The sequence below is a fragment of the Spirillospora sp. NPDC029432 genome (assembly GCF_040703975.1).
Taxonomy (GTDB): Bacteria; Actinomycetota; Actinomycetes; order Streptosporangiales; family Streptosporangiaceae; genus Spirillospora.
Window position 1 is genome coordinate 1 of the sequence record NZ_JBEZWH010000048.1, and the last position, 19,332, is coordinate 19,332.

Genomic DNA, 19,332 nt, shown 5'->3' on the forward strand with positions numbered 1-19,332 from the left:
TGGGCCCGTGACGTGGAAGCCGGCGTCGAGCATGAGGATGTGCAGGGCGAGCTGCAGGGGAGTGTCGCCGCCCGCGTGGACGAGGCAGGTGTGCTAGCGACCCGAGCAGGTCGGAGAGGATGCCCGGAGGCAGGCCGCCGGGCAGCAGCCCGCCGGTGGCGTCCTTGTCTCCCGTGCCGTCGTCGTCCCGGCCGCCGTGGACCGCGCGGGCGCCGCCCGTGCCGTCGACGTGCGCGCCGCCGTCGCACCAGGTCCGGGTCACACTGGTGGCGTCGCCGGCGTTGCCGCAGAGGTTGGCGGGCAGGCTGACCGGCGAGTTGTACCGGGTGCCGCCGAGGAGGCTCTTGCCGGCGGGGCCGCGGCCCTCGCCGACGACGGTGGCGCCGCCGTCGCACCAGGCCGTCGTGACGCCGGTGGCCGCGGCCCCGTTGCCGCAGAGGTTGACGGGCGCCGAGACCGGCGTGCCGACCTCACTGCCGCCGTACAGCGGGCGGGGTTCGGCCGCGGCGGTGCCGGCGCCCGCCATGGCGAGGCCGGTGGCGACCAGCGCGGCGCGACCGATGAGCTTCGTCCAGTTCCGCATTCTCGTACTCCTTCATGTCGGTACAGCGGAGAATTGGAAAGGCAACGGGCGGTGCGTCCATTGCCGAGCAGGAAAGGGTGTATCCGGTGGCTCCGGGCGGATTCCCGCGCGAGATGAAAGGGCGGGCCCGCGGGGAGCGGCGGGAAATGGCGGGAAAAGGCGGGACCGGTCCGTTCGGGCGGGACCGCCGTGCCATGGAGTTCTAGTCGGGGACGAACGCCGGGTCGGCGGGCGAGGCGTCGTGCCCGGCCACCGCCGCCGGGAGCGCGCGCACGGCCACGGCGGGCGGTGCGGCGAGGGTGGAGGAGGAGACCAGTCCGGCCGGCGGGGTGTGCCCGCCGCCGTTCTGCGGGAGGCCGGTGCCGCCGTCGTCCTCCCCGGTCGCCGGGGCGTGCCGCGGGGCGGCCGGGGCGTCGGCGGAGCCGCAGTCACGGCAGCCGCCGGTGGCGCCGGTGGCGGTACGGGCGTCCTCGGCCGGTGCGGCCTCGGCGCCGGGCGACGGCGCCTTCCGCACGGAGTCGCGGACGTCGTGCGGCCGGTCGCCGGGGCCGTCCAGCAGTGCCTCCGGAACGAGCCGTCCGGCGAGCGGGGACAGCAGGTCGCGGACCGGGTGCCGGTCGGCCAGCCCGGCACGTCCGACCAGGCCGGACGCCGCCGGGCGCAGCTCGCGCAGCTCCGGCACCCCCGCCACCAGCCGGCCGACCGCGGCCGACGGCGCCCGCAGCAGGCGGTCGCCGTGCGCGGTCATCGGCGTGAGCGCCCGGCGGGACTCGCCGGCGCCGCGCGCCTCGCGCCCCTTGTGCGCTTCGCGCGCCTCCTGCTTCCCGTGCGTCCCGGCCTCCCGTGCGGGCCGCGCCTCGCGGGGCTTCGCCGGTACGGTCCGCAGCGCCGCGGAGGCCAGCTCCCCGGCCCGCGAAACGGCCGTGCCGGTCATGCCGGCCGTGCCGGTCCCGTCGGCCGCGGGCCGCGCCTCGCCGGTGTCCGCCGACGCGGAGCCGGCGAGCGCGGCGAGCACGAACCAGCCCGCGAACGCGAGCCCGGCCACGGCCGCGACCCTGAGGAGCCCCGGAACGCGGGCGGCGCGCGGCGTCCGGCCGGGGGCCGTACCGGCCCTCCCGCGGATGCCTGCCTGCCCCATTCCGGGAACTCCTCACCATCAGAACGCCGAGAGTGGATGACGGTCGGCGACGATACCAGCACCCCGAGTAATGGCCGTTGCCATTCCAATTCCGCCGGCGTGTCTCCGTGCCATTTCCATGCTGGGTCACCGGCGCGCGGCCGTCCGGCGTTCTACCGAGGGTTTACCGGTACGTGTGGCGACGTTTTACCGGCGCCCTCGCCGTCCCCGGCGGCCCCGGCCGTGCCGGAATCCAGCACGGTCACCTTCTCCACGGGCGGCGCGGCGGCCTTGGCGTTGGCCGCGATGTGCGCGGCGATCCGGCGGGCGGCGAAGTCGGCGCCGTGCACGAACCGCATGACCGGTCCGAAGCTCGGGGCCGCGGTGAGCCCGGCGAAGTAGAGGCCGGGCACCGAGCTCTGGAAGTGCGAGCCGAGCACCGGCGCGCGGTGCCTGGCCTTCACCCGCTCGCGCAGCTCCGGGGCCAGGATCTCGATCCGGCCGAGGTCGGGACGGAATCCGGTGGCCGCGATGACATGGTCGACCTCGTGCTCCCACGGGCTGCCGACCGTGCCGGCGGTGGTGACAGCGGCCCGGCCGCCGGACTCGCGCGCGGCGGTGACCGTCCGGCCCGTCATCACGTGGACGCGGTGGTCGACCCGGTCGCGCAGCCACCACGCCCCGGCGGGCCCCATCGTCGTCCGCAGCAGGTGCTGCCGCGTCGAGTCCGGGAGGAACCGGGTGGCCCAGGGGTGCTCGGACCACACCCAGGTCCGGTAGCCGCGGCCCAGCCCGGACGCGGGGCCGCGCAGCGCCCGGTCGATCGGCGACGGCGACGGCACGGGCACGTCGTTCCACGCCAGCCGCTCGGTACGCGCGAGGAGCTGCGGCCGCGCGCCCGCCTCGGCGAGGAACACGGCCGTCTCCAGCGCGGACTGGCCCGCGCCGACGACCGCCACCTCCTGCCCCTCGAAGCGGCCGAACTCGCGGTGGTCCATGCTGTGCGTGAGCAGCTCGGCGGGCAGCCCGGACAGCTCGTCCGGGACGCGCGCGAACGCCGCCACGCCGATCGCGATCACGACGGCCCGCGCGCGGGCGGTCTCGCCGGTCGACAGCGCGATCTCGTACGGCCCGCCGGCGCCGCCGGGCCGTTCGATCCGCTCGACCCGCGCCTCCTCGGTGTACGGGACGATGTGCCCGGCGAACCAGCGGCCGTACTCGACGAACACCGAGAGCGGGATGGGCCGCCCGGTCCGCCAGCCGGGATTGCGGTCGGTGAAGGTGGCGCCGCCGTGCGGCGCGCCGAGGCTGGAGGCGAAGGGCTCGGACTTCAGATGCATGCCGGGCGGCATCCGGTCGGCCCAGAACTCCATGGGCGTGCCGATGATGCGGACGTCCAGGCCGTGGTGCCGCAGGTACGCCGCGGTCGAGAGGCCGTACGGCCCCGCCCCGACGACGAGCACGTCGGCGGTCGAGTCGTGCATTTCGCGTTCCCCCGTGGTGGTGCGTGTCGTTCTTGCGTGCGGTCTCGGGTGGAGGTCTGGGCGGGGGGAGCGCGGTGCCGGACGGGGGGTCAGGTGGTCCGCCGGACGGCGCGGATGAGGCTGCGCCGTCCCATGACCAGGAACGGGACCGGGTCGTCGGCGGCGAGCCAGGCGCGCTCGCCGGCCTTCCGGACGCGCCGGAACGCCCCGGCGCGCTCCCCGCGGCGGGACAGCGCGTGCCGCAGGAAGTGGTGCTCGACCAGGAACGTGCGGCCGTACCGGGGGAGCGGCGCGGGGACGGCGCGGCCGGAGCGCTCCAGATGGACGGCGCGGACGAGGTCGATCCCGCGCTCGTCGCAGAACAGCCGGAACTGGGCGCCGAGCCGGGGGTTGAAGTCGAGCAGGTGGTACGTGCCGGTGCGCGGGTCGAGCCGGAAGTCGAGGTCGACGGTGCCGCGGCAGCCGAGGATGTTGACGACCTTGCAGGCCAACTGCTCCAGTTCCGGGTTGAGGACCCATTCGCCGCGCACGGTGGGGCCCGCGCCGGGCGGGTGGGACAGGTGCTTGATCCCGGTGCCGCCGAACAGGCAGACGTAGTTCTCGTCGAAGTGGCCGTGGAAGAACCAGTCGCCGCCGCCGGACGGGACGAGCCGCTGCAGGATCAGCGGGCCCGCCGCGAAGCCGTCGTCCTCGTCGCCGAGGGAGCGGGCGAACAGCCGCCGCGCCTCGGCGGTGGACCGGATGACCTCCGTGCTGCGCAGCCCGCGCGGCAGCAGCCACGGCCGCGACCATTTGGCGACCAGCGGCAGCCCGAGCGCGGCGGCGGCCTCGTCCACCTCGGCGGGGGTCTCCGGGACGAGGCTCTCGGGGCAGGCGATGTCGTAGCGGTCGCACTGCTCCAGCAGCAGCGACTTGTCGGCGACGCGGCGCGGCGCGGCCGGATCCTGGCGGGGGAGCAGGTAGCACTCCTCCAGCGCCTTCGCGTGCTCGGCCGTGAAGATCGCGCCCGCGTCGTCCAGCGGGATCAGCAGCGCGCGGCGGCCGATGCGCGCGGCGACCATCCGCAGGTGCTCGGCCAGCGCCTCGGGCTCGCGGTACGGCGACGGGCCCCACGGGTGGCGGCGGCGCAGCCGCCGGGAGTGCGCGGCCGGGGAGGCGCGGCCCTCCAGGACGGCGTGGACCTCCACTCCGGCGCGGCCGAGCGACCGGATCGCGCCGAGCGTCCCGTGGTGGAGCAGGTTGCGGTCGGTGCGCAGCAGCAGGACGGGCAGGCCGCCGTCGAGTTCCGGTACGGGGACGCCCGGCGAGTCGCTGCTCGCCGTCCATTCCGGTGCGATTCGCATTCTCGACACGCTTCCTATCAAAGAGGTAAATTCTGCCGCGGCCGGGGCGATCTTGTAGTTCGTCTGAGCAGGCCAGAGGGCATACGATACGCATGCGAGCCGACGATGACCATCGTGTTCCTCGGCTGTTCGGCCATGGGCGGGCAAGATCTCCGTTGGGACTTCTCGTGCGGGCCCTGACGCTTTCCTGCGCGGTTGCCGTACTCGCCGCCGCGACGCTGATCGCGAACTGGCGGGATTTCCGTTCCGCGGAGCAGATATCGGGCATGGATCCCTCTTCACCTGAATCCCCCGCGAATCCGCCGGCCGTGCGCACGCCCCCGCCCGTTCCGCTCGGCGCCTTTCTCGGTTCCGGCGGAGAAGGCGTGCAGCGGGTCGGGCCTTTCCAGGAATGGCTCGGCACGGAGGTGACGGTCGGCCACACCTACCTGCCGGGCGAGCGGTGGGAGGACATCGAGGGGCGGCACGGGATCCTGGAGCCCTGGGCGCGCTGGCGGCGCGCCGACCCCCGGCGGCAGCTGGTCGTCAACGTGCCGATGGTCGTGCCGAACGAGGCGGGCATGCCCGACGAGGCGGTGGCCTGGCACCTGCGCGCCGGCGCGGCCGGCATGTACGACCACCACTTCCACCGGCTGGCGCGGCGCCTGGTCGGGGAGGGGATCGGGGACGCGATCGTGGTGCCCGGCTGGGAGATGAACGGCAGCGTCTACAGCAGCCGGTGCCGGCCCGACCCGGGCGCGTGGAAGGCGTACTGGCGGCGGATCGTGCAGGCGATGCGCGCGGCCCCGGGCGCCCGGCTGCGCTTCGACTTCACCGCCACGCGCGGCCGCGACGCGCTGCCGTGGGCGGACTGCTATCCGGGGGACGACGTCGTCGACATCATCGGCTCCGACAGTTACGACCAGCCGACCGGCGCGAACTTCGAGCACCATGTCCGGGAACCGTTCGGGCTGGAGGCGCACGCGCTCTTCGCCGCCGCGCACGGAAAGCCGATGTCGTTTCCGGAATGGGGATTGTTTCGCAACTCCGACAATCCCGAATATATCCGCGGAATGTACAACTGGATGGCCTCGCATAACGTGATATACCAGACCATCACCGACTACTGCCCGCACGGCGTGTGGAGCTGCCGCGAGAATCCCCGCTCGTCGCAGGTCTACCGGGAACTGTTCGGCGGGAAAGGCGCGGGAACGCCCGTCCCGGCCCCTTCCGCCGCCGCTCCCCCTGCCGCTCCTTCTGCCAATCATTCGGCCGGTTCCTCGGTCCCCCCGCCCGTTTCCCCGCCGGCCTCCCCGCCCGCACCGCCGGCGCCCGCACCGCCGCCCGGCCCCGGACGGAAGGCGCCTCCCGCGAGGCCCCCGGCGGACGGCCTCCCCGCCAGGCCCGCCCCGCCGGCGGACCCGGCCCCGCCGTCCGATCCGGCACCGCCGTCCGCGCCCGCGAGCTCCGAGGTGACGGCCGAGAGCAGCGCCAGCGTCCCGGAGAGGTCGAACTCGCCCGCCGCGCCCGCGGCCGCCCGGCCCTCCGCCGCGGCCTCCCGGGGCCGCGCCAGCCTGAACGCGACCGCCTCGGCCAGCCCGCCGGGGTCCTCCGGCGGGACGAGCGCGCCCGACCCGGGCTGAACGACCTCCGCGAGACCGGGCACGTTGCTGCACACCAGCGGTCGGCCGCGCGCGAGGGCCTCCAGCGCCACCAGCGCGAGCCCCTCCCACCGCGAGGGCAGCACCACCACGTCGGCCGCCGCGAGCCAGCCGCGCGTGTCGGCGACCGGCGGCACGAACCGCACGCCCGGCGGCGCCGTGCGGCGCAGCCGGGGCAGGGCGTCGCCGTCCCCGACGACGGCCAGCAGCGCGCCGGGGCAGCGCCGCCGCACGGCGGGCCATGCGGCGAGCAGCACGTCCTGACCCTTCTGCCGCGTCACCCGCCCGATGCACACCGCCAGCGGCGTCCCTTCCGGGAGCCCGAGCGCCGCCCGCGCCGCGCGCCGTTCGGCGGGACCGGCGGGCGTGTAGTGGCCGAGGTCCACGCCGTTGCGGATCAGCCGGTACGGCGCCCGCACGCGGGCCTCCCGCCCCTGGAGCAGCTCGCCGGTGCCGACGCAGACGAGCGCTTCGGTACGGCGCGCCGCGTACCGCTCCCACAGCAGCCCGGCGGCGGCCTGCGCGCCGGTCGCGGCCAGCCAGGACCAGCCGTGCGGCTGGAAGATCGTCGGTACTGGGGGCCCCGCGAGCGGCCCGAGCGGGAGCCGCCCGGCCAGCCCGGCCTTGGCCGAGTGCAGGTGCAGCACGTCCGGGGCGAACCGGCGGACGATCCGCCGCAGGTCCAGCGCCTCGCGGAACGTGCCCGGCCCGGGCGCGCGCCCGGCGTGCCAGGGCAGGTACGCGACACCGGCGGCCAGGAGCCGCCCGGCGAGGGCGCCGTCCGGCGGGCACGCGACCGCGACCTCCCATCCCCGCCGCAGCTGGTCGGCCGCGGCCTGCGCGATGTAGACGGCCACCCCGCCGTCCGTGGGCTGGCCGGCGTGCAGCACGCGCACCCGGGCCGGCTCGGCCCGGTCAGCCATGAGCGGTCTCGTCCGGCACGGCCGTCAGGGCGGGGGGCGCCTCCTCGTCGTCGGGAGACGTGCGGCCGTGCCGGTAGGCGGCGAGCTCCGCGCGGGCCCGTGCCGCGGTGGCGTACAGGGAGGCGAGCGGCGACCGGCCGAGGATCAGCCGCTCGTTGCGCACGGGGGCCGGCCGCCACTTCCTCTTGTACGGCTCGTCGCCGCGCAGCAGGCTGAGCACCGGGACGCCCGCCCGCCGGGCCAGGTCGATGTCCTGGCGGAGCAGCATGAGCGTGACCTCGATGCGCTCGCGCAGGTCGGTCACGGCGCCGTACAGGTACGCGCCCGCGAAGTCGTGCCCGATCAGGACCAGGTCGGCGGCCACCGGCCGGTCGCCGTCGCGGTACTCCAGCAGCGCGGCCTGGCCGTCCCGGATCATCTCGCCGAGCGCGGCGGCCAGGTGCCGGCGGAACCGGGCGCGGGTGTGCTCGGGGTTGATCGGCCGCCCCTCCCACTGCCGGACGTGCAGGTCGAGCAGCCGGTTCACGGCCTCGGCCGCGCGCTCGGCGGGCACCGGGACGGCCTCGATCCCGGCCGCGTCGATCCGGCGGAGCCGGGCCCGGATCTTGCCGGCCCGGCGGCGGGGGAGCGCGTCCAGCAGCCCGTCCATGCCGCCGGCCGGCAGTTCGAGGCAGAGGGACGCGGGGGTGTGCCAGGACGTGCCGGGCCAGCAGCCGGCCACCAGGTGCGCCGCCGCGCCGGGCCGGACCTCGCGCAGGTCGATCGCGCCCCAGCCGGGCGCGGCGAGCAGCGCGCGCGCCAGGCACCGCGCGGCCCGCCGGGCGTGCTCGCCGTCCAGGAGGACGTCGGTGAAGTCGCTCTGCGGCGCCGCGACCGGCTCCAGCACCGGGAACCCGAAGCGCCGCACGGTCATCAGCGGCGCCGCCGCCACGAGGACGCCGCGCCGCCGGACGAGGAACAGCCGCAGGCCGTCCGGGGTGCCGTAGTTGCGCCACCAGGACGACAGCCAGGCGTGCGACTGGAACGGCGTCGCGGCGGGGCTGCGCTCGTACAGGTCGCGCCATTCCCCGGCCAGCGCGGCGAGCGCGCCGCCGTCGCGGCGCACCTCCACCGTCCAGCCGGGGTCGCCGCGGCTCGCGCGGGCGCCGCCGGGCTCGGCCGCGTGCCGGCCGAGCCTGCCGGAGAGCGTCACTTGGCGGCCTCGGCGGGGACCGGCGACTCCGCCTTTCCAGGTTCCCCGGGTTCCACGGGTTCCCCGGTCTCCCCGGGCGCGGGCGCCGCGGCGGCCTTGGGACGCGGCGCCGCCGCTGCCCTGGCCACCCGCGTCCTGACCGCGGGCCTGGCCGCGGCCTGCTGGAGCCGGCGGGTACGGGCCGTGGCCGCGGCCGCCGCCAGCCCGCCGAGCAGGATGCCGGTCGCGGTCCCCACCGCCACGTTCAGCGGCGGGTTCGGCGAGCTCGGCCCCAGCGGCGCCGCGGCCTTGCTCATCAGCGCGACGCGCACGCCGGTGTCGCCCTGGTGGGCGTTGCCGTACCGGACGAGCGCGTCCGCGGCCGTGTTCGCGAAGCGCGCCGCCTTCCCCGGCGTGCCGGCCGTGGCGGTGAGCCGCACGAGCGGGGTGTCCGGAGACGTGGACGCCTGGATGCGCTCGCCGGCCTGCGCGAGCTCCTGCCGGGGCAGCGGATCGGCGGCCCATGCGAGCGTCTCCGGAAGCGCGGCGAGCCGCCCGTACGCCTGCGCGAAGCTGACCGCCACGGGCGCCGCCTCGGCCGGCTGCGACACGATGAGGACGTAGGACGTCGCCGAGTAGGCCGGGGCCTTGAAGAGCCCGTACCCCAGCCCGGCCAGCAGGCCGGCGACGGCGAGGGCCAGCACGATGCCGGCCCGGCCGGCCGCCCCCTTGACCGGTGCGAACGCTCTGGCGAGAAGAACGCGGAGTTCCTGCATGCTGCCTGGCCCCTTTCTGGACGGTGAACGCGTCAGCCCTCGGTAGAGGACGGTGAGCCGTTCCGCGTGCGCGCGTACGGCGTAGTGGTCGACTGCCGGGGGGACGGGGAGGCGCCGGGCGGGCCCCGAACGCGCGTGCCGGGCGAGGGCCGGCGCCCAGGCGGAGACCCAGGTCGGGAGCCGGTGCGCGTTCGAGGTCATGAGCGGCGCGGGCAGGTCGTCCAGCGCGGGGCAGGCGGTGTAGAGGACGGGGAGCCCGGACGCCAGCGCCTCCAGGACGCTCAGCCCGAACGTCTCCTGCGTGGACGGGGAGGCGTACAGGTCCATCGCCGCGAGCATTCCGGGGACGTACGCCGTGTCCCCCACGAACAGGACGCGGGCGTCTTCCGCGGCGCGCCTCTCCAGCTCGGCGCGGTGCGGGCCGTCCCCGACGATGAGGAGCCGCACCTCCTGTCCCGGTTCGCCCTGGTCGAGCTGGGTGAACGCGTCGATGAGCACGTCGAGCCGCTTGGTGGGGACGAGCCGCCCGACCGTGCCGATGACGAACGCGTCCGGTCCGATCCCGAGGCGTTCGCGCACGGCCGTGCGGCGTGCGGCGTCGAACGCGAACGGCGCCGGATCGACGCTGTTGGGGATGGTCACCAGGCGGGCGGACCGCACGCCCCATCTACGGAGGCGTCCCGCGACGGTGGGGGACACCGCGATCGTGACGTCCCCCAGGAGTTCGGTCGCCCGGTACAGCATGCGGACGCCGAACGTCGCCCGGCGCCCCTCCATGTGGCCGTCGCCCAGGGAGTGCTCGGTGGCGACGACGCGGGCGACCCCGGCCATGCGCGCGGCCACCCGCCCGAAGACGCACGCGCGGTAGAGGTGGGTGTGCACGACGTCGTACCGGCCGCGGCGCATCAGCCGTACGAGGCGCGGCAGCGCGGTGAGGTCGCGGTTGCCGCGCATCCCGATCTCGTGGACGGGCACGCCGCCGCCCGCGATCTCCTCCGCGAGCGGCCCGGCGGCCCTGGTGAGCACCGCGACCTCGCACTCGACGGGAAGGCAGCGCAGCAGCAGCGCCAGCTGCCGTTCGGCGCCGCCGTGCCCCAGCCCCGTGATGACGTGCAGGACGCGCGTCATACGCGCACCAGCCATTGCAGCTCGTGCCGGACGACCTTGGCGCGCAGCCGCAGGCTCCGGTCCCGTTCCCCCACGTAGGTGCGCGCCAGCGTGAACCGGGTCGCCTCGGCGGGACGGATCGCGCACCCGTAGTCGTAGCCGGCCGCCCTGACCGCCGCCGCGTCGCGCGGGGTCGCATGGCCGTAGGGGTAGGCGAAGCCGCCTATCGGCCGCTGCACGATCTCCTCCAGTTCGGCGCGGCTGCCCAGGAGCTCCTCCCGCACCTCGTCGTCGGACGCCTCCGGCAGGGACACGTGCCGCACGGTGTGGGACGCGACCTCCATGCCGAAGTCCGCGACCGCCCGGATCTGCTCCCGCGTCATCAGCGCCTTCGGCGGCCCGGTGTCCCAGGCGTTGTACGCGCCGATCCGCCCGGTCACCACGAACACCGTCGCGGTGAACCCGTACCGGACCAGCGCCGGCACGGCCCGGGTGGCGAAGTCGGCGTAGCCGTCATCGAAGGTGAGCCCGACCAGGCCGCGGGTGCGGCCGCGGGCGTGCGCGCGCAGCAGCTCGTACACGCTGACGCCGCGCAGCCCGCGCGAGTGCAGCCAGCGCAGCTGCCGCTCGAAGCGTTCCGGGGTGACGGTGACCAGGTGCGGGTCCTCGTCATAGTGGTCGACCGAGTGGTACATCAGCACCATCGGCATCGAGGCGATCGGCTCGTCGCCGGCTGGACGGTTCACGTGCGCGCTTCTTCCTGGTGGCGGATGCGGGTGAGCGGGCCGAGCGGCCCGGTGGCGCGAGTCCGGGCGTGCGCCGCGAGGACGAGCACCACGGCGTACACGGCGGTGACCGCCGCGACGCCCGCGAGCAGGCGGGGGAGCGGGGGGACGCCCGGGCCGAGCAGCCCGGGGTCCGCCGGCGCCGCGCCGGTGACGGCCACGCCCGCGGCTCCGGCGAGGCACGCGGCGAGCAGCAGCGTGCCGAGGTCGCCGCCGACCGCGCGCGCCGACACCGGCGCGACATGCCGGCGCATGGCCGCGAGCAGCAGCAGCGCGGCGACGGTGATCCCGGCGGCGTTGGCCGCGGCGAGCGCCGTGGTGCCCGCCGCGGCGACCAGCGTCGAACCGGCGATCCCGGTGACGGCCAGGCCCGCCGCCATCGCGCGGGCGGGATGCCAGACCGGCCGGCTGCCGGCGAAGAACGCCCGCGCGGCGACGCCCATCATCGCCTGGCCCCACACGCCGAGGACGTACACCCGCAGCACCAGCGCCGTGCGGGAGGTGTCGGCGGCGGTGAACCGGCCGTGCTGGAACAGCAGCTCGATGATCAGCGGCGCGAACGCGGCCATGCACGCGACCGCGTACAGCACGATCGCGCTCACCACGACCAGGTCGGTCTCGACGCGGCGGCGGACGCCGTCCACGTCGCCGCCCGCCGACGCCCGCGCCAGCCGGGGGAACGTCACCGTCACCAGCAGCAGCGAGGCGACCATCGGGACCTGGCCGACCTTCTGCGCGTAGTTGAGGTGGGAGATCGAGCCGGCGGCGAGCGCGGAGCCGAGGAACCGCTCGATGAGGACCTGCGCCTGGCGCGTCACCGTGTACAGCACGATCGGGACGGCCGCGGCGAACGTGAGCGCGGCCAGCCCGGACCGTTCCGGCGGCTCCGGCCGCTCTGGCCGCTCCTCGTGGTCCGCCGGGTCGGCTCGGGCCGCCGGGGCGGGAGCGGTGGCGCGCAGGCAGCGCACGAACGCGGGCAGCTGCACCACGATCATGAGCAGCCCGCCGCAGGCCACGCCGAGCGCCGCGCTGGTGATGCCGAGCGGCCCCGCCAGCGCCGCGATCATCACGAGGATGCCGGCGTTGTACGCGGCGTAGATCGCGGCCGGCGGCCCGAACCGGTGGTGCGCCCGCAGCGTCGCGCTCATGAACCCGGCCACGCCGAACGCCAGCACGGTCAGCGCGGTCAGCCGCACGCACCGCACCGCCGGGCCGGGGTCGTCCAGGCCGGGCGCCAGCACCTTCACCAGCAGCGGCGCGGCCAGCAGCAGCCCGGCCGTGACCACCAGCAGAACGGTGACCAGGCGCGGCAGGACGGTGGCCACCAGCGGGCGGATCCCGTCCGGTTCCCGCAGCAGCCGGGTGGCCAGCGGCACCATCAGCAGCGCCATGGCGTCCTCGATCAGGATCGGGGACACCGTCTCGGGGATCGTCCAGGCGACCAGGAACGCGTCCGTGCCGCTGCTCGCGCCGAACCGGTGCGCCATGACCAGGTCGCGCAGGAAGCCCAGCGCGGTGCCGCCGGCGGTGAGCAGCGCCGTCAGCAGCGCCGCCCGGCGGATCGCCGTCCCCTCGCGGTGGCCCGCGGCCCCGACGGCCGTCACCGCGCGTCCCCGGGCGCCCTCGGGAACACGCGCGCGGCGACGAGCCCGATGAGGATCGCCACCAGGACGCTGCTCGGGCCGCTCATGTCGGCGTACACGAAGTTGATCAGCAGTCCGGCGAGGAAGCCGGCCGCGGCCAGCCACAGCGGGTCGCGCGGGTCGCGGCGGGTCCACAGCCCGTACAGGAGGGTGCCGAACAGCGCCAGCAGCCCGGCCAGCCCCACCACGCCCTGCTCGGACAGCACCAGCAGGTACTGGCTGTGCGGGGACAGCAGCGGCTGGCGCTTGTAGCCGTGGATCGGGTCCTCGGTCTCGCCCGCCGACGACAGCTCGATCGGCGCGTACGAGTCGCGGTACGCGGGGAAGTTCTTGACGCCCACGCCGGTGATCGGATGGTCGCTCCAGATCCCGGCGGCGGCCGTCCACAGGCTGTACCGGTCGATCACCGACTGGTCGGGCGACTCGGCGATCCTGGTCATCGACTGCGCCCGCGCCGACAGCGCCTCCGAGCCGACGCCGAGCCCGCCGATCGCGACGACGGCCAGCGCGGCGCCGGCCACCGCCGTGCGCAGCGCGACCCGCCGGTCGTAGGCGGCCAGCACCAGGCCGGCGGCGGCGCCGATCGCGATCCAGCTGCCCCGGCTCAGCGCCAGCGCCAGCGCCGCGCCGAGCACCGCCATGACCGCCACCGCGGCGGGCCGCCACCGGCGCGGCCCGGCCAGCAGGAACGCCAGCGTGATGACGATGCCGAAGCCGGTGACGACCGACAGCGCCATCACGTCGCCGGCGCCGAACGTGCCGACCGCCCGGACGTTCTCGCCGCCGATCGACGCGCCGTTGCCGGTGAGGGCCTGCCAGGTCCCGTACACCGCCTCCAGCACCCCGACCGCGACGACCGTGCCCGCCACCAGCAGCGCGTCCGCGCGGTCCCGGACGAGGGCCGCGACCGCCACCGGGACCAGCACGAAGACCTGCGCGACCCGGACGTAACCGGCCAGGCTCGTCCCGATGTCCTGCGAGCACAGCGTGGCCAGGCCCAGGGCGGCCAGCACCGGGCCGAACGCGAGCAGCGCCCGGGGCGGCACCTCGGCCCTGCCGGCGACGACCAGGATCGCGGCGGCGGCGACCAGGACGGCGCTGAACACGTCCGCGGGCGTCACCGCCACGCCCGCGTCCTCGGCCCGCGGGCTCGCCGGGAAGCACACGCACAGCGCGGCGGCGCACACCATCCAGCTGGGGCGCCTGATGAGCGTCTCGATCACGGGCGGGCCCCTGTCAGCACGGGTTCCTCGCCAGGACGGCCCGCACGGTCATCAGCAGGATCTTCAGGTCGGAGCGGAACGACCAGGTGTCGATGTAGCGGTTGTCGTAGCGGACCCGCAGCTCGATCGAGGTGTCCCCGCGCAGGCCGTTCACCTGGGCCCAGCCGGTCAGGCCGGCCGGGACCCGGTGCCGCAGCGCGTACTCGGGGCACGTCTCGGTGAACAGCCGGACGAAGTGCGGGCGCTCGGGCCGCGGCCCGACCAGGCTCATGTCGCCGCGCACGACGTTCCACAGCTGCGGCAGCTCGTCCAGCGAGGTCTCGCGGAGGAAGCGGCCGACCGCCCCCATCCGGTCGTCGCCCGCCACCGACCAGCGGGTGTCGGCCTCGTGGTCGTCGGCGGGCCGGAGCGAGCGGAACTTCAGCAGCACGAACTGCCGGCCGCCGGCGCCGACCCGGCGCTGCCGGAACAGCACGCCCGGGCCGCCCTCCAGCCGTACGGCCAGCGCGCAGGCGAGCATCACCGGCCAGACCAGCAGCAGCGCGGCGCTCGCGGCGGCCAGGTCGAACGCGCGCTTGGCGGCCCGGGCGAGCCGCTCTCCCGTCCGGGAGCCGAGGCGCAGGCACGGCAGTCCGGCCACGTACTCGACGCGCCGGCCCGGACCGGCACCGGTGATCAGGTCGAGCGTGGACAGGACCAGGAGCGTCTCGCACGGCAGCACCGAGCAGGCGCGGACGAACGCGTCCAGCTGCGGGCGCCGGACGTCGTCCATGACGATCACGACGGTGGCGGCCGGGCGGTCCAGCACGGCCTCCCGCAGGGCCGGCGGCGGGCCGAGGACGGGCAGCCCGGGAAGCGGCCGGTCGTCGCCGCCGGGAAGGATCTGGCCGACCGGCAGGAGCCCGAACTCGCGGCGCCGCCGCAGCACCTGGATCAGGTGCTCGGCGGTGGGGCCCGTACCGACGATGACGGCGGGGCGCGCCGCGCCCGCCCGGCGGGCGAGCCGGCGGCCGGTGGCGGCGGCCGTGCGGCCGGTTCCGGCGAGCACGCAGTGCAGCACCGTGATCCAGAACCAGGCGGCGGCGAGGTCGCGCAGCGCGGGCGGCGCGGTGCCGAGGGCCTCCGCGCCCCGGGACGCGGGGAGCAGCGCCGCCGCCAGCGCCGCGACCGCGGCCGCGCGGGCGGCCAGCGACGGCGCGTCGTCGAGCAGCGAGGGCCCCAGCCGGCGCCGGTAGAGCCCGCCGGCGGCGTTGAGCCCGGTGACGGCGGCCCCCGCCGCCAGCGCCACCGGCGCGCCGGCGCCGCCGGCCGCGGTCGTGAGGGCCACCGCCGACGCCATGGACAGCCCGTCGGCCGCGCCGAGCGCGAGCGGGTAGAGGGCGGGGCGGACGAGGGGGCGTGCCGTGCGGGTGCCGTGCGGGCCGGTACCGGATCCGGGCGGGAGCGGGCCCCCTTCGCCGCCGGGCGCGGGGCGCGCGGCGGTGCCGGCGGTGCCGGCGCCGATCGAGGGGACGCTCAGCCCCTGTGAGCCCATCTCGGCCGTCCTTTCAAAGAGGGGCCACACGGCTGCCCTGTCGTCGGATCGGATTCGAGTCTGTGCCCACTGATCAAGGGAAGACGTGGGGCGGCGCCGCACGGGTCCCATGCCTTTAACAAAGGTCAACGTGCTCTTGAGAATGACCGTGGTGCCGGAAACGCGGGGAAGGCGAGGCGTGTTCTCTGTGGTGGCGTACGCGCAGGTCCGCGGCTCGATAAGGGCCGTCCGTGTCGCATCGCTCGCGCCATTTGCGCCAGAATGAATCGGCTGAGTCTCTGTCTGGCGCAATCGGAATGCAATGATCACCTCAAGTTCCCCGATTTCGGCCCGATGGACTTCGCGGCGGCCGCGGAATCTGTGTTACCACTATCGAAGCACTGCGGAATCGCGTATCCGTGGAGCTTTCGAAAACTCTGCGCACATGAGCTCAGGAGGGCAACATGATGAAGCGACTCGCCGCGACAGGCGTTCTGGCCATGGCAGTCGGGGGGGCGCTGCTGGGCGCCGGCCCCGCTCTGGCCCACGGCGGAGACGGCGACGAGGTCGAGAGCACCGACGTCCAGGAGGTCACCAACGAGCAGGGCCTCGGCGTCCAGATCTGCCAGCTCCCGATCATCCCGATCATCTCGCCGGTCGAGATGGACGACTGCCTCAACGGCTCGTCCGAGGTCGAGAAGAACGACACCAAGACCGACGACTGATCTCAGACCAGAAGAAGGAAGGGTCCCGCCGTCCGGCGGGGCCCTTCCGCCTTTCCCGGGCCGCCCACGGATGCGCACTCCTCTGTGGCTACGGTCTTTTTCGCATTTGGATGATTTGTATGCCTTGTCGATGGTTCTGCCCGCTTTGGTGATCCGGTCAAGTCTTAACAAAGCCCTCTGACCTGGGGTTATGTGGATCGATGAGCACGGTAGACACTGCGCGTAGTTATACCACTACTCACAGTAATCATGGGAGGTCGTCGCCCTCATCGCGCGGGCGCCTCCCGGCGGCAAGGAGCCGAACGGATGCTGCTCGTAGCACTGCTGATACTCGCGGGGCTGGTACTGGTCCCGCTGACGTCGAAGTCCGGTCCGGCGACGGCACGGCAGGTGGCCTCGCACCGGTCGTGGAACCCGCCGTCCAGGCAGGACGGCGCGGCCCTCCGTGCCGGGAACGCGGCGGCGAGCCGCGCGGACGCCTGCCCCGAGGACGAGGAGGAGCGCCTCGGGCACGGGCGCCGCGACTACTCCGACGCGCCGGCGAGGTACGGCGTCGCGAAGCACGTCATCAAGAAGCACCTGCGCCTGGGCCGCATCGCCGACGGCGAGACCGGGCCCGGCAAGCACGGCCGCGACGAGGCCATGAGCGACGACCTGCGCGAGTACGACGACGAGGACGCGCTGCGGCACGCACTGACCGTCCCGGCCTCGGGGCGCGTGAGCGCGAAGGTCCCCGTGCGCAACGGCACCGGCCGCACCGTCACCCTGGCGGGCTGGATCGACGCCGACCGCGACGGGCTGTTCGAACGGCCCGAACGCGCGCTCACCAGCGTCCGCCCCCACGACGGGACCGGGGTACTCGCCTGGAACCTCGCCCACCGCAAGAGCGGCGACACGTTCGTGCGCCTGCGGCTGTACGGGGGCCGCACCGCCGACCCGCAGGTGAACTGCGGCGCCACCGCCGGCGAGGTGGAGGACCACCGGGCGCGGGTGCTCGCTCCGAAGCCCGCGACCCGCCCGGCCATCACGTCCCCGCGCAACGGCGCGATCACGCGCGACAGCACCCCCGAGGTCTCCGGTACGGGCGCGGCCGGCGACACGGTGACCGTGCGCGTCACGGGCGAGGGGGGATCGGAGTCCTACTCCACCCGCGTCGGCGAGTCCGGCACCTGGCGCCTCGAAATCGGGAGCCCGCTGCCCGACGGGCGGTACCGCCTCACACCCTCGGTCCCCGGCCCGTCCGGCGAGCCCCTGAGCGGGAACCCCGTGGACATCACGGTCGACACGGTGGCGCCGGGCGCACCGTCGATCACGTCGCCGCCCGACGGCGCGGTGATCCGGGACGCGACCCCGGTGCTGTCGGGCCGCGCCGATCCCCAAAGCGTGGTGTCGGTGCTGGACGCCGGTGGACGGCGGATCCTGCTGACGCGGGCGGGCGCCGACGGCGCCTGGACGGGGCAGGTGTCGGGACGGCTGCCGGAAGGCCGGCAGACGCTGACCCCGCGTGCGATGGACCCGGCCGGGAACATGTCCGCCGGACGACCGCTGATCCTCACCGTGGACACGGTGGCCCCGGGTGCGCCGTCGATCACGTCCCCGGCCGACGGCGCGGTGATCCGGGACGCGACTCCCGTCCTGTCGGGCCGCGCCGAGCCGCAGAGCGTGGTGACGGTGGTGGGCCCCGGTGGCCAGAAGCTGCTGGAGCTCCGAGCCGGCGACGATGGTGCCTGGTCAGGGCGAGTATCGGAGCGGCTGCCGGAAGGCCGGCAGTCGTTGACGCCGCGTGCGTCGGACGCGGCGGGTAACTCTTCGACGGGTCAGCCGGTGAATCTGACCGTGGACACGGTGGCGCCGGGTGCGCCGTCGATCACGTCCCCGGCCGATGGTGCGGTGATCCGTGAGGCGACTCCGACGCTGTCGGGCCGCGCCGAGCCCCAAAGCGTCGTGACGGTGGTGGGCCCCGGCGGACGGCGGTTGCTGCTGACGCGGGCGGGTGCCGATGGTGCCTGGTCGGGGCAGGTGTCGGAGCGGTTGCCGGAGGGTCGGCAGTCGTTGACGCCGCGTGCGTCGGACGCGGCGGGTAACTCTTCGACGGGTCAGCCGGTGAATCTGACCGTGGACACGGTGGCGCCGGGCGTGCCGTCGATCACGTCCCCGGCCGATGGTGCGGTGATCCGTGAGGCGACTCCGACGCTGTCGGGCCGCGCCGAGCCGCAGAGCGTGGTGACGGTGGTGGGCCCCGGTGGCCAGAAGCTGCTGGAGCTCCGAGCCGGCGACGATGGTGCCTGGTCAGGGCGAGTATCGGAGCGGCTGCCGGAAGGCCGGCAGTCGTTGACGCCGCGTGCGTCGGACGCGGCGGGTAACTCTTCGACGGGTCTGCCGGTGAATCTGACCGTGGACACGGTGGCGCCGGGTGCGCCGTCGATCACGTCCCCGGCCGATGGTGCGGTGATCCGTGAGGCGACTCCGACGCTGTCGGGCCGCGCCGAGCCCCAAAGCGTCGTGACGGTGGTGGGCCCCGGCGGACGGCGGTTGCTGCTGACGCGGGCGGGTGCCGATGGTGCCTGGTCGGGGCAGGTGTCGGAGCGGTTGCCGGAGGGTCGGCAGTCGTTGACGCCGCGTGCGTCGGACGCGGCGGGTAACTCTTCGACGGGTCAGCCGGTGAATCTGACCGTGGACACGGTGGCGCCGGGCGTGCCGTCGATCACGTCCCCGGCCGATGGTGCGGTGATCCGTGAGGCGACTCCGACGCTGTCGGGCCGCGCCGAGCCGCAGAGCGTGGTGACGGTGGTGGGTCCCGGTGGCCAGAAGTTGCTGGAGGTCCGGGCCGGTGCCGATGGTGCGTGGACGGGGCGGGTGTCGGAGCGGTTGCCGGAGGGTCGGCAGTCGTTGACGCCGCGCGCGTCGGACGCGGCGGGCAATGCGTCGACCGGCCAGCCGGTGAACGTGACCGTGGACACGGTGGCGCCCGCGGCTCCCACCCTCGTCTCTCCGCCGGCCAACGCCACGATCTCCGATCCGCGGCCGCTGTTCTCCGGTACCGGGGAGCCCGGGTCGAAGATCGTGCTGAGCGCGGCCGGCATGGCGCCCTGTACGGCCACCGTCCAGCCGGACGGCAACTGGCGGTGCACGCCCTGCACGGAGATGTCGCCGGGCACGTACACGCTCACGCCCAGGGCGACCGACCCCGCCGGCAACACCGTCGTCGGCCAGCCCCAGCTCCTCACCATCACCAAGGCCACGGTGGCGGCCGCCAGGGAGTACCGCGCTCGATGTAAGTCCTGAACGGGTCGGTGCCG

At 75.2% G+C, this 19,332-nt stretch carries 12 protein-coding genes and 2 pseudogenes; 3 read left to right on the forward strand and 11 right to left on the reverse strand.

The genetic code is table 11. From position 1 onward, the window contains the following. The 4 genes and pseudogenes from AB0881_RS29410 to AB0881_RS29425 all read right to left on the reverse strand — a co-directional run. Positions 1 to 583, reverse strand: a pseudogene (locus AB0881_RS29410) (hypothetical protein); the annotation flags it as partial. Positions 584 to 785: 202 nt separating this feature from the next. Beyond that, a complete protein-coding gene (locus AB0881_RS29415) occupies positions 786 to 1,721 on the reverse strand; it encodes a hypothetical protein (protein WP_366622019.1) in 936 nt (311 codons plus the stop codon). 152 nt (positions 1,722 to 1,873) lie between these two features. Beyond that, entirely contained in the window at positions 1,874 to 3,184 is a 1,311-nt protein-coding gene (locus tag AB0881_RS29420) for an FAD-dependent oxidoreductase (protein WP_366622021.1), read from the reverse strand. An 89-nt stretch (positions 3,185 to 3,273) separates the two neighbouring features. Then, positions 3,274 to 4,527, reverse strand: coding sequence for an ATP-grasp domain-containing protein (locus AB0881_RS29425; RefSeq protein ID WP_366622023.1), 1,254 nt, complete (start codon positions 4,525 to 4,527; stop codon positions 3,274 to 3,276). A 773-nt stretch (positions 4,528 to 5,300) separates the two neighbouring features. On the opposite strand from AB0881_RS29425, the gene AB0881_RS29430 reads away from it, so the two are divergent. Next, on the forward strand, positions 5,301 to 6,149 hold the full coding sequence (locus AB0881_RS29430) for a hypothetical protein (RefSeq protein ID WP_366622105.1): 849 nt from the start codon (positions 5,301 to 5,303) through the stop codon (positions 6,147 to 6,149). Here the strand turns inward: AB0881_RS29430 and AB0881_RS29435 are convergent. The 7 genes and pseudogenes from AB0881_RS29435 to AB0881_RS29465 form a co-directional block, all read right to left on the reverse strand. Then, a pseudogene (locus AB0881_RS29435) lies at positions 6,047 to 7,090 on the reverse strand (glycosyltransferase); the annotation flags it as partial. The gene AB0881_RS29430 and the pseudogene AB0881_RS29435 overlap by 103 nt on opposite strands. Continuing rightward, the gene (locus AB0881_RS29440) at positions 7,083 to 8,282 is read right to left on the reverse strand and encodes a GNAT family N-acetyltransferase (protein WP_366622025.1); all 1,200 of its coding nucleotides are present in this window, start codon (positions 8,280 to 8,282) and stop codon (positions 7,083 to 7,085) included. The gene AB0881_RS29440 and the pseudogene AB0881_RS29435, both read right to left, overlap by 8 nt. Then, on the reverse strand, positions 8,279 to 10,165 hold the full coding sequence (locus AB0881_RS29445; protein ID WP_366622027.1) for a glycosyltransferase: 1,887 nt from the start codon (positions 10,163 to 10,165) through the stop codon (positions 8,279 to 8,281). The genes AB0881_RS29440 and AB0881_RS29445 overlap by 4 nt, the downstream gene beginning before the upstream one ends. Continuing rightward, the gene (locus AB0881_RS29450; protein ID WP_366622029.1) at positions 10,162 to 10,890 is read right to left on the reverse strand and encodes a polysaccharide deacetylase family protein; all 729 of its coding nucleotides are present in this window, start codon (positions 10,888 to 10,890) and stop codon (positions 10,162 to 10,164) included. The genes AB0881_RS29445 and AB0881_RS29450 overlap by 4 nt, the downstream gene beginning before the upstream one ends. After that, entirely contained in the window at positions 10,887 to 12,533 is a 1,647-nt protein-coding gene (locus tag AB0881_RS29455; RefSeq protein ID WP_366622031.1) for a lipid II flippase MurJ, read from the reverse strand. The genes AB0881_RS29450 and AB0881_RS29455 overlap by 4 nt, the downstream gene beginning before the upstream one ends. After that, complete coding sequence (locus AB0881_RS29460) at positions 12,530 to 13,795, reverse strand: O-antigen ligase family protein (RefSeq protein WP_366622033.1); 1,266 nt, start codon at positions 13,793 to 13,795, stop codon at positions 12,530 to 12,532. The genes AB0881_RS29455 and AB0881_RS29460 overlap by 4 nt, the downstream gene beginning before the upstream one ends. Before the next feature lie 13 nt (positions 13,796 to 13,808). Then, positions 13,809 to 15,329 (reverse strand): sugar transferase, encoded by a 1,521-nt coding sequence (locus AB0881_RS29465; RefSeq protein ID WP_366622035.1) that lies wholly within the window; start codon positions 15,327 to 15,329, stop codon positions 13,809 to 13,811. A 479-nt stretch (positions 15,330 to 15,808) separates the two neighbouring features. Between AB0881_RS29465 and AB0881_RS29470 the strand changes: the two genes are divergently transcribed. Next, a complete protein-coding gene (locus AB0881_RS29470) occupies positions 15,809 to 16,033 on the forward strand; it encodes a hypothetical protein (RefSeq protein ID WP_366622037.1) in 225 nt (74 codons plus the stop codon). A gap of 306 nt (positions 16,034 to 16,339) precedes the next feature. Continuing rightward, positions 16,340 to 19,318, forward strand: coding sequence for an Ig-like domain-containing protein (locus AB0881_RS29475; RefSeq protein ID WP_366622039.1), 2,979 nt, complete (start codon positions 16,340 to 16,342; stop codon positions 19,316 to 19,318). The last annotated feature ends 14 nt before the right edge of the window (positions 19,319 to 19,332 follow it).